We start from the raw sequence: 14,038 nt of genomic DNA, 5'->3' as shown, positions 1-14,038 counted from the left end.
AACGCTCTTTTTATTTAACCTCCTTATTAATATAAGGAGCAGGTAGGTTTTTTTAAAAAGTAAAAAAAGGGAGAAAATATGAGCAATATCATCAACTATAAAATGTGGACTGTTTGTATGATTCAAGATGGCGATAAAGTCTTGCTTCTGAATAGGCAACATGATAATTTCAAAGGATTTATTCCTCCAGGTGGCAAAGTTGAATTCCCTGAAAGTATAGTGGAAAGTGCAATTAGAGAGGTAAAGGAAGAAACTGGGTTAGAAGTTAGAAACCTTAGATTTAAAGGAATTTATGAATATGTTAACCCAGTTGCAAATGATAGATATATGATTTTCAATTACATTACAAAGGATTTCAATGGGGATCTCCTTGAAGAAACACCTGAAGGAAAAGCGGTTTGGGTTAATATTGAAGATGTAGATAAGTTACCTATGCAAATATCAATTCGTAGAAGGTTTCCATTTTTCTTTAAAGAGGGGATATTTGAAATTCAAGTAGAATGGAATCATGAAGAGAATAAAGAGGGTAAAGTTACAATAAGAAATACATAAACAAACTAACTAACTCGTTATTAAACATCGGGGGTAGTTTACTGAAGAGGGTATCAAACGATAATAAAGAATAATAAGAGTTGAGACTGCAAAAAAGGGGGGGAATAATGCGTAGAATCAATATCCTTTTGCTAGGGTTTGGAATGATATTAGCAGGTTGCTCAAATAAAGAAAGTGTTAAAGAAGTCGAGGCTTATAAGGCTGAGGATGTCCCTTTTGAAGCTGAATCAGGTAGAGTGACCATTTTATTTGAGGATCCGTTATTCGATGATGGTGCTATTACAGATGGAATTATTGATGTAATCGTATTAGCAAAAAAATTAGACCCTGCTGCCAACTACGAAATATCACTTAGAGGAGATAATAAACAAGGAGTTGTTTTTGGCCCTATAGAGAATGTTGAGTTGCGGTTTGGAACTATGGTTGGAGAAACCTTGTTTCAGCCCAATGAGCAAGGAGAACTCTATGTTTCAATGAAGAACCCTTTAAGAATTATTTCGGAAGCAAAGGAAATTCGAGTTATTGTTACTGAAGGTGGAAAAGAGGTTTTAAGAACTGAACCTTTTAAAGTATCAAAAAAACTCCGCAATAGAGGGAATTAAAAGTGTTTTGATCTAGCTCTTTTATTAAATAAAGGAGATAATTTAGTACAATAAAGAGACTATCAATTTAGGGGGGATTTATGTTGAAATTAAACAGCATATGGTCGATAGTATTAATAATATTGGGTTTACTTTCTTTTGGATTAAACTGGATTATAGAGGGATATTCTGAACTGTTAGTATTTATAGGAGTTATTTTTATATTATTGGGGGCTGTATTTAGTTTTATTGCTATCTTCAAAAAGGAAAAAGGTAGTACCCAATTTATTTCAATTGTTGCTTTTTTTATTATTTTATTTTTAATTACTTGGTTTGAGCCACTTCAAGTTCTCCGTATATTAACTTGGCTTAAAAATATTGCTTAATTATTGGGTGCGTTGATCCAAAAAGGATGGATCGCCTTTTTAGTTGAATTCTTTAATTATCAAACAAGCAGATTAGCGGTAATTTGAGTGCAAGTTACAATTTTAAAGTGCTTGAAGTGGTATCAGAGAAGCCTTGTCAGTGCCCAAACAGAGTGCCCCACATTTAAAATACAAGACTGAACCCATCAATCAAAGAATGATTGGTTTTAAAAAAATCTACACTGCCTAGTATTTTTCACTTTTCCTTATTGTACCTACAGACGGAATTATTAATATTTTTAGGAAAGAGAGGAGACGTATGAGCAAAAATAGAAAAGTAGTGGTATTTATCGCGCAAACCCTGGATGGTTATATCGCCACAAAGGACGATTCATTGGAATGGCTTTTTAAGGTGGAAGGCGAAGGTGATAATGGCTATTCGGAGTTTTATGAAACAGTCGATACCATCGTAATGGGGAAAAGGACATTTGATTGGATCATGGAACAGGAGAAAGGTAACTTCCCTTATCCCAATAAAGAATGTTTTGTATTTACGAGGTCACAGTTGGAAAACACAAGCCATGTCACTTTCTTGAATGAGGACATCCCAGCATTTATTCATTCTTTAAAACAAAAGGTAGGCAGGGATATCTGGATTGTTGGCGGCGGAGATTTACTACAAACATTTTTCAAGGAAAAACTTGTGGATGAAATGATTGTGACCATTGCCCCAACTATTCTTGGAGAAGGGATTCCGCTATTCAAGGAAGGTAATTATCAGCTGGATCTTCATTTAAAATCGGTAAGGACCTTTAATCAATTTGCCGAATTACATTATGACGTCAAAAAGGCTTAGCTATCAGCTGCGCAGACCTAAATTGTCTGCGCAGCTTTGTTCGATTTCTGCTATTAGGGTTAGTTCGGCAGTAACCCATTTTCAATCCATTATTCTTCCTAACGGGCCAAAATGTTTTGGAGGAGAGTAAGCGGACGTGGCAAGTTTTCCAGATTGAAAAAAGACAAAAAGGCTGACATGAATCAATCTAAATAATCTCATACGATTATAAAACTGAGTGAACCTCTTTGGGATATGAAAAAAGAAAGAGTGGAAACTGGGGTATTTAGCTATTAATAATTTTTCCATTTCCTGAAAAGTTTAGGTTGACGGCTATAGTGTACTATGTGTATAGTACACATATAAGGTGTATGAACTACTTAGTACACACACCTCTCGCAACGGAAGGAAGATGAGGAGATGTCTGTATGAATGTGACCTTTAATAATCGTGACCCGGTTTATTTGCAGGTTGTCCGATATTTTAAAGAACAAATAGCCAATGGGGCACTGGAAGCCGGCCAGGATATTCCATCAAGAAGGGAACTGGCTGCCATGCTAAAAATAAACCCAAATACAGCTCAAAAGGCTTATAAGGAAATGGAGGACCAGAATTTGATCCATACTGAACGAAATTTTCCAAGCAGGGTTACAACCGATACGAATGTATTAAATTCGGTAAGGGAGGAGCTCCTGACAGAAGCGGTTGACTCGTTCTTAACTTCTGTGAAGCACATTAACGTGCCATTGGATGAACTATTGAACCTGATAAAGGATAAATATCAGTCAAATTAACGTGAAGAGGGGGACTGGAAATATGATTTCCGTACAAAATGTTGTAAAAAAATACAAGCGGAAGACCGTACTGGATGGGGTTTCTTTTACGGCGAATAAAGGTGAAATCACCTGCCTAATCGGAATTAATGGGGTTGGCAAGACAACGACTTTGAAAGCAATAATGGGTCTGACACCAATCAACAGCGGCCAAATCCTGCTGGATGATGAAAAACTCAGCAAGGATAGCTATGAGAAAATCACCTTCATTCCTGATGCCATCACTATGCCACCGCAAATGACAATACAGGATTCAATAGTATTCATGGAAGACTTCTACAAAAGTTGGAACAATGATCGTGCTGCCGACCTACTCAATTTCTTCAGGCTGAAACGTGAAATGCGGATCGGAGATTTGTCGAAGGGGAACACAGCAAAGGTAAACCTGCTTCTTGGACTTGCTCTTGATGTGGATTATGTATTGATGGATGAACCTTTTTCCGGGATTGATATTTTCAGCCGGGAACAGATTGCAGAAGTGTTTACCTCTCATTTGATCGAAGGCAGAGGAGTTATTATAACCACCCATGAAATTAACGATATAGAACATTTGATTGATAAAGCAGTCTTAATTGATGATGGTAAGGTACATAAGGAGTTTGGGGCGGAAGATATCCGCCTGAGAGAAGGTAAGTCTGTAATCGATGTGATGAGAGAGGTGTACAGAGCATGAATCGTTATTTCAAATTAGTCAATTTCGAAATCAGCAGGTTTTTTAAACTATACATTTCCCTGCTGCTAATTTTGGTGGTTACAGAATTTGCTGGTGTCTTTTCCATCTCTAAATGGTATATGAATCAAGCCAATAAATTAATGGTTACGAACTCATTGTCCGCAACTGAATATGTACATCAATACGGCCAGACTTCCTTTATATCCATAATCGATAGTTTATGGTTCATAGGCCCAATCGGTTTATCGGCAGCTGCACTGATCTTTTATGTATTTATGATCTGGTATAGGGAATGGAACGGGAAAAATACGTTTGCATATCGGTTGTTAATGCTTCCTATTCCGAGATTAACAATATTTTTTGCGAAGGCAACAGCGATATTTCTTATGGTACTAGGCTTAGTGGCTGCACAAATACTACTCTTTCCTGTACAAAAAATCTTGTTTGAATGGCTTGTCCCTGGTGAATTCAGAATCTTAATGGGGATTAGTGAAACCTTGCAGGCCAGTGTGTATGTGTCGATTATTCTGCCTTCAACTTTTTCAGAATTCATCCTATTTTACGGTGTAGGTTTTACGGCTTTATTGGTTATCTTTACAGCCATCCTTTTTGAAAGATGCTACCGAGTAAAGGGTATTTTTATAGGAATCATGTATTGCGTTGCAGCAGGCACCCTTTTTGCTTCACCTTTCCTTCTCATGGCATGGATGAATTACCAGTTTTTCTATCCCATTGAAATCCTACTAATCGAGTTTGGGCTAATTCTATTAATAGCAACGGCATCTATATGGACTAGCAGATTATTACTTAATAAAAAAATCACTGTGTAGGGGGATAGATACATTATGAAACGGTACATAATATCCATTTTACTTTTATCACTTATCGTTCTTAGTATTGGAGCTTTTTATATCCAGTCAGCAGCATCCGGAAGCCCACAGTTTTCTTTGAAAAAACAAACTGGCAGTGAGAAAGAGGCAGACAAAGTTAAAATTCATGGTTCTTATCAAAATGGCAACTTCATTGACGTCGTAACCCTTACTACAGACGGTTCCGTTTATAGTAAAGAAATGGGTCTTATTAATAAAACTGAACAACTGTTTTCCGACAACGATGGCAATCAAGATCTTGATAAGAAATACCGCTCATTCATGAGAGGGAAAAATGGTATGAATTCATTTTACGAGGATGAGGATCACCTTATATTTGGGGATATTGAATATCATTTTGGTCAAATGGCCAACGATTTTACATTCAAATTATCCATGCTGGAAAAAGAATCGGAAACTGAAAAAAACTTCGATATGAAAATTCCTAATAAAGAAAAGTATTCATTTATTAGTATTGAAGATATCCAGCTGATTGGCAACAAACTAAAAATACTGACCAGGAACGCGGATTATGATTCTGACAATACAGAAGTGCATCTTTACACAATAAACCTTGCTAATAGAGAAGTTGAGGAAGACAAAACTGTAGTGTCAACAGAGAACGAAGCTGAAAACCTATTTACCGATTTGCAATTGCTGAATTCAACCAATACCAGACAGCCAAGCCAGTATGCTTTCTTTTACAAAGAAATTTCTAAAAATATAGAAATGGAGGAAAGTACGTATTCTGAACCTGTAAGCACCGAGCTAATTATGATTGATTTAGAAATCGGCAAAGAAATTAAAGTTGACGTTCCTGATGATCTTCAGATGAAACCTCGTATATTGCCGTATTACGATAGTGACTTGCTATACTTTACTCAGTCCGGTGAGAAAGGTTTACAACTCGTAACTTACAGCTATAAAGATGGGAAAATTGTAAATTCAATTGGTACAGGACTTGAACATGGAGAATCAGGATTTCAATTTGCCGTAAAAAACGGAAAGGCGTATATCCTTACAACACCTGATAGAATTGGACAAAAACCGTCTAGCACTCCTTCACTTAAAATTTTTGATATCAAAACCGGGAAAGAACTATATCAGGGAGTTGTTGAGTTGAAGGGCCAAGATAAAAATAAAACGGAAGGTTATCTGATGATTGATTGGCTAACCATTGAATAAGTAGCCGAATTGAAAAACGTGCACCTGCCGCTAAAACAGGTGCACGTTTTTATTATTGGGTAAGTTGAAAATGAAGCCGTCTATAGAAACGTACTATGTTGGTTACAAACGAGCGCTTTTCATGGTGCTTAATTAGATCATCTATTTTTCCTTAATTTCTTTTTTAATTTCTTCAGTAAGCCCTTCCGAGGCGCGCTTAAACTCGCGAATTGAACTTCCTACAGCACGGCCAATCTCTGGCAATTTATTCGGACCGAACACGATCAGGGCAACAATAAGAATCAGAATCATTCCCGGTACACCGATATTGGATAACATTATTTCATCTCCCAGTGAGAATTTCATGCGTGTAATACAAGGTCAGTATACCTCTTTTTTGAAAAGGGGACTAGTATTTTGAAATAAAGGTCCGTTTAGGTGATAAAACTTTAACGAAATTAGCCAGAAGTCCCCTTCCTCCAAAATCCGAAAGATTTTAGGTGGGTGATGAATGGCGTGTGTTTTCTGTTTGGGCATAGAAATGAAAACGGTTAAAAATATATATTCTAACACAAGACAAACATACGTTCCGTTTGGTAAAATATTCTTATATAGTAGTTTCGCTCAAACATGGACAAGGGAGGTGAAAAGATGGCTACCGACAAGAATGGAAACTATATAAAAGGTACAAAAAAAGTGCTACCTGAAGGTTGGGTTACGTATGGGTATCGTTACGCAATTTTCCCGGCTGAGGATGATAGGAAAGTGATAGAACGCTCTTTCGGATGCGAACGGAAGGTATACAACGAGTATGTAGCTGGACTCTACGAACATTTGGAGAAAATCGGGTTTCAAGGCGGATTCATTCAATACACGACGCCTAACTACACCACCATCACTCAGAAATATGACTATCTCGATAAATCCAACGATTCGTTTGTTTACAATGATGCGAAAATCCGTTTTCAGGCTGCGGTGAAGAAATATAATGATGAATTCGCAAAAAAACCGATGCAGTACAAAAAAGCGGTCCGAAAAAAGATGCGAACGACTGGGTATGTTCCGACTCTGCGAGACATGAAAGGCTTCCCCAAATTCCACAGCAAGAAGCACGGAAAGTTCAGCTACACCACCAATCAAACGAATGGAAATATTAATATCGTCCAACGTAACGACCAATCCCTGCTATGTATCCCGAAGTTTCGAAATGGAATCCCGATTGCCATGCATCGTGAGTTACCTAAAGAAGCGATTATCAAGAAGGCGACCATTAAACGGGAAGGAGATCGCTATATGGTATCGCTGTCTGTGGATTTTCCAATGAAACAAGAGCCTTTGCGGAGTAACATCAGGGCTAATGAAGTGCTGGCGCTAGATTATAGCCAGATTGATTTATACATGGATAGCGAGGGTCGCAAAGCCGGGTATCCAAGGTACCATAAGATCATTGAAAAGCGCCAGAGACGGTTGAACAAGTCATTGGCCAGGAAAAGGAATAGAGCCCTGGTCGATTCTGAGGGCAGGATTCTTTACTCAACTACTTATCAAAACACGCTTAAGAACTATCAAAAAACCATGGCCAAGGCAAAAAACCAGCGAAAAGATTTTCTCAACAAAAGAAGCAATCAGATAACCAATGACTATGCGGCTATTTTGGTGGAAGACCTGGATTTGAGCAATTTGGCACAATGCCTGTCCCTGGGCAAGAAATTGCATGACAACGGGTTTGGCATGTTCCGAACCATGTTGGAGTATAAAGCGAAGAAAAAAGGAAAGCATCTTATCTTCGCAGAGAAATTCTTTCCTTCCACAAAACTATGCAGTGAATGCAATTCAAAAAAGGAAACAGTGAAACTCTTAGAGAGAGTGTATGTGTGCGAGCATTGCCGCACAAAAATGGATCGAGACTATAATGCGGCCAGAAATCTAAAACAGTACGGAATCAGGATACTGTCGGATTTAGGGTTTATGGCTGGGGTACCAGTGCCCGTATAGGCTGTATTCATTTTCAGTAGTGGCAGGGACGCCACGAATTTAAGGCTAGTGACATGAGGCGTTAGTCTTGTGGATGACCTAGCAATAAAAGAAAAAGGTGAAAGCCTTTGGAAGCCCCCACTTCAAATTTCGTAGAAATTAAGTGGTGGGTAGTTCACATTATTGAATCGAATTAGCATTATAAATCGTATATAAATATAAACAATTAACTTTTATAGGTTTGAATACAACAAAAACGATGTTTAAGGAGGGGGAAGTATGCAAAAATGTGAAAACTGCAAATCACCATTTAGTTGGAGGAAAATCTATAAATCCCTTTCGTGGTTTTATAAGCCGATTGAATGTGACAACTGCGGCACTAAACATAAGATAACCATGTTTAGTAGAAGTACAGTTGCAGCCATTTCTACTTTACCAATTTGGATAGTTTTTTATTTCCTTTCTCCTTTTAATAACGGCTATGTAAACATTGGTATCGGAGCCATTATATCAATTGTTGGTGTACTACTTGCTCCATATATTGTTCAGTACAAAGAGAAAGGTGAGGAATTGTAATAAAGCAAACAAGCGCTTTAATTTAAGGAGGGATTCACCTCTAGCGGCCCATCACTTTAAATTCCAAATGAACTATAAAAAATGACCGACAAGGATTACAGTCGGTCTTTTCGTTGTCTAAATGATGATTTCCTATAATTTTTACACCAGCCGAAGCGAAAGGATACTCAAGCTGACCTCTTTAATTTTTTTACCAGCCTTAACCGCATTTCGGAGTACGATGCGTGAAACCGAATTATATGAGCCACTTTACTGAGGATATGAGCCTCATATGAGCCATTTCAATACCGATATGAGCATTTAGACAATTACTGGAAAAATCCAGGTGCAATCAACATGAAATAGGGCCGCCAAACCCACTATTGACTATGGTGCAGCCCTAGTCAGCACTTTAGTATGCAAGTACTGTCCGTTCAGGATGGTTTTTCCTTATGAGCTGCTAATGCTACCGTTTTCTTGACCCCAACTAGATACAATAACAAAATGATAATCATAAAAGCTGCAGAATAACTAAAAGTCATGCCGTACCCAACATTTTTTGCTAAGAACCCAAGACCAACTGAACCAATGGCCAAACCGAAATCAATAAAGATTAGCAGCATGGAATTGGCCGTTGCTTTTTTCTCTGCTGGAACAAGTGTTAATGCCCAAGCCTGGATAGTTGGATGGATGATGCCATAAGCGATTCCAAATAATAATCCTGAAACCCAAACCATCACCATACCGGTAGAAAAGCCCAATAAGATCAAACCCGCCGCACCGGAGACAGCAGCCGGAATAATAAGAATCCTATGTCCCCATCTGTCAAAAATTTTGCCAGAGAAGAACCGTACTACTACCATCGCAATCCCTTGTGCAATAAAAAACTGTGAAATCTTTCCGCCTACATTAATCTCTTTTCCAAACGCTCCTATAAAGTTGACCGTTCCTGCAATCGCCATATAATTAAGAGCTACCAAAATAGATGGAAGAAGGACTCGCTTATCGAACATGTACTTATAGAAAGGTTCTTTCTCTGTCTCCTGTGGGCTTTCTTCTTTTTTAACTGTATTATTTTTAGTGAAAAAACTGCACACAAGTGAAAAAGTCATTAGCCCGAGAGTTAAAAGCATCATCGAATTGAATGAGAAATTTGCAAGATAAGAAATTGCAATTAGTGGCCCCATTGTCGTGCCAACGCTAGTAGACATTGCGAAAAACACAATGCCCTCACCTAAGCGGGATTTAGGAACAATATTACTTGATATCGTGAAGACTAAAATCGTAAGCATACTAAAACCAATACCTTGCAGTGCCCGAATTAATATTAAAAATCCGATTGAGTCGTTTACGAAAGTAAGTGCGATAGTGCCTATAAAATAAATAAGGGAAATAATGAGGAGCAATTTCATATTAACTTTTTGAATAATCACACTGGCAAAGAAGCGGGTAACCAACGATGCTAACATTAAGGTCGTTGTCATGATTCCTGCAACCGCTGGATTATTAGTTATAGTTGATACGAAAATTGGAAAACCCGCAGTAATCATATAAAAAGAAGCGAACATGACTAAAGACAATAAAATTATAATGACATATTGATTTGTCCATAATTTAGCTTTAATTTTCCTCATAGATATAGTACCGCCTTCCGAGGCTATTTCTAAAAAAGAGTGATGAATTTATTGTTACCGTATTTTGTTAAAATATTTAAAGTCGTTTAGCCTTACAGTAAAATCCTCAGGAACATCGAATATTACAAGGATGGTTTACTGATAGGAGTTTATACAAGGAAGGATTCCGGCTCTATTTGGTGAATTGTTACTGTAGAAAATCTTGCGGAGAATTTACTGAATAAGGGGGAGAAAATGTCGGATACAAGAATATTGCCTGAGCCTCATAGATATGCAGTTTGCGCCAGTGAAGATATACCAATTAAGGAATTTTATTATGGAGTCTTTGAGGAGATCTTTATCTATTATCACCCTTTTATAAATCCGAAAACAATCGATTGGAAAGAAGGCTCTTCCTTCGGGAAAAATGATATCACCAATCATTGTGAACCAATTTCCTGGAAAAACTTCCTTCAATTATCTTCAATTGAAAGTAATAAGAAATTGGACATCGGGCTGCGAACATTTATAGGGGGATTAAACAAACAATTTGCTGATGAAGAAACTGCAGAAATAATCCACGATGTTTGTGAAGAAAACAAACTGATCATACCATCTGAAGGATTTTTTTCAGAACTACTGCTTAATAAAATTCTAGATGCCATTAAAAAGGAAGGGCACGAGTGGATATGGTGCGGAGATGAATTTGGTACTGAACGGAAATTGCAACATATAGGGGATTTAATCGAAGACAACACTCCTATTGGTAATCAGAGGGTCAATTTATTTACCCACGATGCCAGCATTTTGCTGACGACACATTGGGACAGCCATTTTTCTCTTTTGTGCTCAGACAAAGGGACGGTAAACAGAATAGTAAATTACTGTGATTTAGAAGGCTTTAATTGTAATGACAAAACCATGATTTATTGGAGTATCCACAACTAAAGAATACTTCGACAAGTCCATACGTTCAGGGGGAGTGAAATTGAGTCAAAAAAAGAAGTTACTATTCCGAATTTCTATTGCTTTCAATATAATTCTTATCGCAATTGTTGCTTGGGAAATCGTAAATTTGTATTTCGTGAAAGAGCAAGTTCTTCTAACAGAGGTTCAATATAATTTAGTAGAATTGGAAGGGGTGATCGCAAATCAAAGTGAGAAAAATTGGCCGGAACCGAACTTGGTTACAACTAAGTTAGGAGATGTGTTGAACGGTATTTTACTTGGTAAAACTACTGGTGAACAACTGGGAATCCTTTCAGAGAATGATGAAATAATCCTTAGTACTTTGTATACTAAATTAAGTCGTTATCCCAATGATGAATTATATAGTTTTATTGATGTATCTGAAGAAGGTAAAAAGAATTTTGAAGAATTACGAGAAGTTCTTCGCGAAGCAGGCTTAGGACTAAATATTTCAATAAGTGCAAGCATGGATTCTTTTATGAAGCAAGCAAAGGAAATAGGAGAGAAAGCCAATCCTCCAATTGATTAATAAACGCTCAGGAACAGAAAAAGCAGTGGATTTCAAGGTAAAGCTGAAATCAACTGCTTTTTTATCTAATCCACGATGAATACTGAAAATAAAAACCAAATTTATATACAAAATAGCCAAGGCTAAAATAAGTGTTCGTTCGAGCTATTGGGGGAAATAATCCTATTAATAACCTAATAAGTCTGCACAATAAGGTTTTGTACACGTGCGTGTTATGATTATAATTGGGAGTCCTACTAGAATAGAAGAAACGAAAGAGGAATCACAAATGAATGAATTAAAAGAAAAGGCTATCGAACTTGAGCATGTCGATTATTCGGTTGGATCAATAAATATCATAAAAGATATTACAGGCTCCATTTCAACAGGAAAAATCACGACACTTGTCGGCCCGTCTGGTGCGGGTAAAACTTCATTATTCCGCCTGATTAATGGACTCGTTTCACCAACTAAAGGAGACATACGGATATCAGGAAAAAATATTGAAGAGTACGAGCCAACCGAACTCAGAAGAAATGTCGGCCTCGCGCTGCAAAATGCAACTATGCTTAGTGGCAGCATCTATAAAAACCTGGCACTGCCACGTACGTTAAAAAAGGAAACACTTTCAGAGGAGGAAGCAGCAGAACTTCTCACATCCGTCGGTTTGGAAAAAGACTTATTGAAGAGAGACGTAAAAGACCTTTCCGGCGGCCAAAGGCAAAAGGTTTCCATTGCGAGAACCCTCGTCAACCGGCCAAAGATTTTATTGCTCGATGAAATTACATCTTCACTTGATCGGGTTTCAAAGCAAGATATCGAGGAACTGATCGTTCGAATCAATAAAGAATTTCACGTTACGATTATGTGGATTACTCATAATCTGGAGCAGGCTATACATATCGGGGATGAGACATGGGTGATTATGGACGGGGAACTCTTGGAATTTGGTGAAAGTAAGCTCCTTCTTGAGCCACAAAATGAACTGGTAAAACAGTTTGTAAAGGGGGACATCAAATGAGCTACCTGGCATTATCCTTTAGCCTCGTCTTCGTTCTCATTCCACTTTTATTATCAAAGACATTAAAGCTTGAACTTGAAAAAGATATAATGATCGCTACGATCCGCTCAATTATTCAACTGCTTATTGTCGGATATATCCTGACTTTCGTATTTGAGTCGGAACATATTATCTACACCATACTAATGGTTGCACTCATGATTGGTGCGGCAACTCAAAATGCCAGAAAAAATGGGGCCACCATTCAGGGGATCACCTGGAAGCTTATCCTAACTTTTGTTTTTATCGAGCTGCTCACGCAAGGTATTCTGCTCGGATTTAACATTACTCCTGCAGAACCACAATATATTATTCCGATAAGCGGGATGGTTATAGGGAACTCAATGGTTCTCGCGATTCTGTTCTTAAATCGTTTTACCGCAGAAATAGAGGCAAGACATGATGAAACAGAGTTGATTTTAACCGTCGGTGGTACACCGAAGCAAGCTATTCATATCCCTTTAATTACGTCCATTAAGGCGAGTTTGATACCTACGATTGAAAGCCAGAAAACAATCGGGCTCGTTCAGCTTCCGGGAATGATGAGCGGTCAAATTATTGCCGGGGCTGACCCGGTTCAAGCAGTACAATTCCAGTTGTTAATTCTGTTCCTTCTGCTTTGTACTGCTGCGGTGACCAGCATAATGCTTGGTTTTCTTTCCTATCCGACATTATTCAATAAACGGATGCAAATACTGCGATAGGAATGAATATTCTTTTCCCCAGGCAAATGCGTTGTTTTTGTTGAATTCATTACCGAAAAAATGGTGAGCTTCAAAAGTACAATAAATTCTAAATACGAAGTTATTAGGTTTTTGAAGGTGTTTCTTAAGATTAATAGAATTAGTAAATAAAGCTGAATCAAAGGGTGGTATGTTTATGAATTCAATTGCTTCTCCAATCGCTTGTAAGGTGAATAATGTATTTATCCATGTCAGCAATCTAGAAAAATCAGTAGAATGGTATAGCGAACTACTTGGTATACCCTTTAGTAAAGGTAAAGTTGCTTCTCCTGTTTACAATATCCCTGTTACATCAGAAACTGGACTTACTTTGGATGACCACACTTTCGATCCGAGCTTTAAACTAAAACCTTCGGATCATGTTTTATTTAATTTCTTCGTCAATTATATTGATGAAGCATACGAATTTATTAAAAACAAAGGAATTAAAGTTGTAAAAGAAATTGAGCGTATTGGCGATTTTGCTTATTTTAACTTTGAGGATTTGGACGGAAATGTATTAATGATTTGCAATAATTAAATGCATTGAGCAATGGTTAGAATCCTATCCCATTGCTCTTTTTTCATATTGTGCGAAAAATAAACTTAGTAAATAAATGGAGAAATAAAATGATTAGCGTTTCTATTATTTTTAATGTAGAAAAGCAACACGGGAGTAGTAAAATATCTTTGTTTTCTTTTAGGAATTCCTTTTGGTAATTATTATGCTAAACTAATTTTGAGAAAAGAAAATGGAGGGGAATT

17 protein-coding genes are annotated in these 14,038 nt (G+C 37.4%); 15 read left to right on the top strand and 2 right to left on the bottom strand.

Features of this window, described 5'->3' with window-relative positions; all coding sequences use genetic code 11:
* Positions 1-78 precede the first annotated feature (78 nt).
* The 8 genes from AM500_RS13265 (at position 79) to AM500_RS13230 (ending at position 5,893) form a co-directional block, all read left to right on the top strand.
* Positions 79-552, top strand: coding sequence for an 8-oxo-dGTP diphosphatase (locus AM500_RS13265; RefSeq protein ID WP_053599642.1), 474 nt, complete (start codon positions 79-81; stop codon positions 550-552).
* A 107-nt stretch (positions 553-659) separates the two neighbouring features.
* Complete coding sequence (locus AM500_RS13260) at positions 660-1,154, top strand: hypothetical protein (protein WP_053599641.1); 495 nt, start codon at positions 660-662, stop codon at positions 1,152-1,154.
* Between the two features lie 80 nt (positions 1,155-1,234).
* Positions 1,235-1,519 (top strand): hypothetical protein, encoded by a 285-nt coding sequence (locus AM500_RS13255; protein WP_156319813.1) that lies wholly within the window; start codon positions 1,235-1,237, stop codon positions 1,517-1,519.
* 298 nt (positions 1,520-1,817) lie between these two features.
* Positions 1,818-2,354 carry a dihydrofolate reductase family protein gene (locus AM500_RS13250; protein ID WP_053599640.1) on the top strand — a complete coding sequence of 179 codons (537 nt, stop codon included), beginning with the start codon at positions 1,818-1,820 and terminating at the stop codon, positions 2,352-2,354.
* Between the two features lie 407 nt (positions 2,355-2,761).
* Positions 2,762-3,127 (top strand): GntR family transcriptional regulator, encoded by a 366-nt coding sequence (locus AM500_RS13245; RefSeq protein ID WP_053599639.1) that lies wholly within the window; start codon positions 2,762-2,764, stop codon positions 3,125-3,127.
* Between the two features lie 22 nt (positions 3,128-3,149).
* Complete coding sequence (locus AM500_RS13240) at positions 3,150-3,839, top strand: ABC transporter ATP-binding protein (RefSeq protein ID WP_053599638.1); 690 nt, start codon at positions 3,150-3,152, stop codon at positions 3,837-3,839.
* Positions 3,836-4,669: a hypothetical protein gene (locus AM500_RS13235; protein ID WP_053599637.1), complete on the top strand. Its 834-nt coding sequence runs from the start codon at positions 3,836-3,838 to the stop codon at positions 4,667-4,669. Before AM500_RS13240 ends, AM500_RS13235 begins: the two co-directional genes overlap by 4 nt.
* A 15-nt stretch (positions 4,670-4,684) precedes the next feature.
* Entirely contained in the window at positions 4,685-5,893 is a 1,209-nt protein-coding gene (locus AM500_RS13230; protein WP_053599636.1) for a hypothetical protein, read from the top strand.
* A gap of 141 nt (positions 5,894-6,034) precedes the next feature.
* On the opposite strand, the gene AM500_RS25030 is transcribed toward AM500_RS13230, so the two are convergent.
* On the bottom strand, positions 6,035-6,211 hold the full coding sequence (locus AM500_RS25030; RefSeq protein WP_081772949.1) for a twin-arginine translocase TatA/TatE family subunit: 177 nt from the start codon (positions 6,209-6,211) through the stop codon (positions 6,035-6,037).
* A gap of 312 nt (positions 6,212-6,523) precedes the next feature.
* Here AM500_RS25030 and AM500_RS13225 point away from each other — a divergent pair, with 312 nt between their 5' ends.
* The gene (locus AM500_RS13225) at positions 6,524-7,867 is read left to right on the top strand and encodes an RNA-guided endonuclease InsQ/TnpB family protein (RefSeq protein ID WP_053599635.1); all 1,344 of its coding nucleotides are present in this window, start codon (positions 6,524-6,526) and stop codon (positions 7,865-7,867) included.
* Between the two features lie 258 nt (positions 7,868-8,125).
* Complete coding sequence (locus tag AM500_RS13220) at positions 8,126-8,422, top strand: TIGR04104 family putative zinc finger protein (RefSeq protein WP_053599634.1); 297 nt, start codon at positions 8,126-8,128, stop codon at positions 8,420-8,422.
* A gap of 413 nt (positions 8,423-8,835) precedes the next feature.
* Here AM500_RS13220 and AM500_RS13215 read toward each other — a convergent pair whose 3' ends face one another.
* On the bottom strand, positions 8,836-10,035 hold the full coding sequence (locus AM500_RS13215; RefSeq protein ID WP_053599633.1) for an MFS transporter: 1,200 nt from the start codon (positions 10,033-10,035) through the stop codon (positions 8,836-8,838).
* A gap of 234 nt (positions 10,036-10,269) precedes the next feature.
* Between AM500_RS13215 and AM500_RS13210 the strand changes: the two genes are divergently transcribed.
* The 5 genes from AM500_RS13210 to AM500_RS13190 all read left to right on the top strand — a co-directional run bounded on the left by AM500_RS13210 (position 10,270) and on the right by AM500_RS13190 (position 13,814).
* Positions 10,270-10,962, top strand: a complete 693-nt coding sequence (locus AM500_RS13210; protein ID WP_053599632.1) for a DUF2711 family protein — start codon at positions 10,270-10,272, stop codon at positions 10,960-10,962.
* Between the two features lie 40 nt (positions 10,963-11,002).
* Complete coding sequence (locus tag AM500_RS13205) at positions 11,003-11,512, top strand: hypothetical protein (RefSeq protein WP_053599631.1); 510 nt, start codon at positions 11,003-11,005, stop codon at positions 11,510-11,512.
* A 268-nt stretch (positions 11,513-11,780) separates the two neighbouring features.
* Positions 11,781-12,512, top strand: coding sequence for an ABC transporter ATP-binding protein (locus AM500_RS13200; protein WP_053599630.1), 732 nt, complete (start codon positions 11,781-11,783; stop codon positions 12,510-12,512).
* Entirely contained in the window at positions 12,509-13,255 is a 747-nt protein-coding gene (locus AM500_RS13195) for an ABC transporter permease (protein ID WP_053599629.1), read from the top strand. Before AM500_RS13200 ends, AM500_RS13195 begins: the two co-directional genes overlap by 4 nt.
* A 175-nt stretch (positions 13,256-13,430) precedes the next feature.
* Complete coding sequence (locus AM500_RS13190; RefSeq protein WP_053599628.1) at positions 13,431-13,814, top strand: VOC family protein; 384 nt, start codon at positions 13,431-13,433, stop codon at positions 13,812-13,814.
* Positions 13,815-14,038: the final 224 nt, after the last annotated feature.

Origin of the sequence: Bacillus sp. FJAT-18017 (genome assembly GCF_001278805.1) — a bacterium.
In the GTDB taxonomy this organism is placed as follows: Bacteria; Bacillota; Bacilli; order Bacillales; family Cytobacillaceae; genus Bacillus_D.
The sequence above is the reverse complement of the archived record's forward strand: the minus strand, read 5'-3'. Positions and strand labels throughout refer to the sequence as shown.

Coding starts and splice junctions, on each gene's coding strand:
- AM500_RS13265 (WP_053599642.1), top strand. CDS start 79: ATGAGCAATATCATCAACTATAAAATGTGGACTGTTTGTATGATTCAA.
- AM500_RS13260 (WP_053599641.1), top strand. CDS start 660: ATGCGTAGAATCAATATCCTTTTGCTAGGGTTTGGAATGATATTAGCA.
- AM500_RS13255 (WP_156319813.1), top strand. CDS start 1,235: ATGTTGAAATTAAACAGCATATGGTCGATAGTATTAATAATATTGGGT.
- AM500_RS13250 (WP_053599640.1), top strand. CDS start 1,818: ATGAGCAAAAATAGAAAAGTAGTGGTATTTATCGCGCAAACCCTGGAT.
- AM500_RS13245 (WP_053599639.1), top strand. CDS start 2,762: ATGAATGTGACCTTTAATAATCGTGACCCGGTTTATTTGCAGGTTGTC.
- AM500_RS13240 (WP_053599638.1), top strand. CDS start 3,150: ATGATTTCCGTACAAAATGTTGTAAAAAAATACAAGCGGAAGACCGTA.
- AM500_RS13235 (WP_053599637.1), top strand. CDS start 3,836: ATGAATCGTTATTTCAAATTAGTCAATTTCGAAATCAGCAGGTTTTTT.
- AM500_RS13230 (WP_053599636.1), top strand. CDS start 4,685: ATGAAACGGTACATAATATCCATTTTACTTTTATCACTTATCGTTCTT.
- AM500_RS25030 (WP_081772949.1), bottom strand. CDS start 6,211: ATGTTATCCAATATCGGTGTACCGGGAATGATTCTGATTCTTATTGTT.
- AM500_RS13225 (WP_053599635.1), top strand. CDS start 6,524: ATGGCTACCGACAAGAATGGAAACTATATAAAAGGTACAAAAAAAGTG.
- AM500_RS13220 (WP_053599634.1), top strand. CDS start 8,126: ATGCAAAAATGTGAAAACTGCAAATCACCATTTAGTTGGAGGAAAATC.
- AM500_RS13215 (WP_053599633.1), bottom strand. CDS start 10,035: ATGAGGAAAATTAAAGCTAAATTATGGACAAATCAATATGTCATTATA.
- AM500_RS13210 (WP_053599632.1), top strand. CDS start 10,270: ATGTCGGATACAAGAATATTGCCTGAGCCTCATAGATATGCAGTTTGC.
- AM500_RS13200 (WP_053599630.1), top strand. CDS start 11,781: ATGAATGAATTAAAAGAAAAGGCTATCGAACTTGAGCATGTCGATTAT.
- AM500_RS13195 (WP_053599629.1), top strand. CDS start 12,509: ATGAGCTACCTGGCATTATCCTTTAGCCTCGTCTTCGTTCTCATTCCA.
- AM500_RS13190 (WP_053599628.1), top strand. CDS start 13,431: ATGAATTCAATTGCTTCTCCAATCGCTTGTAAGGTGAATAATGTATTT.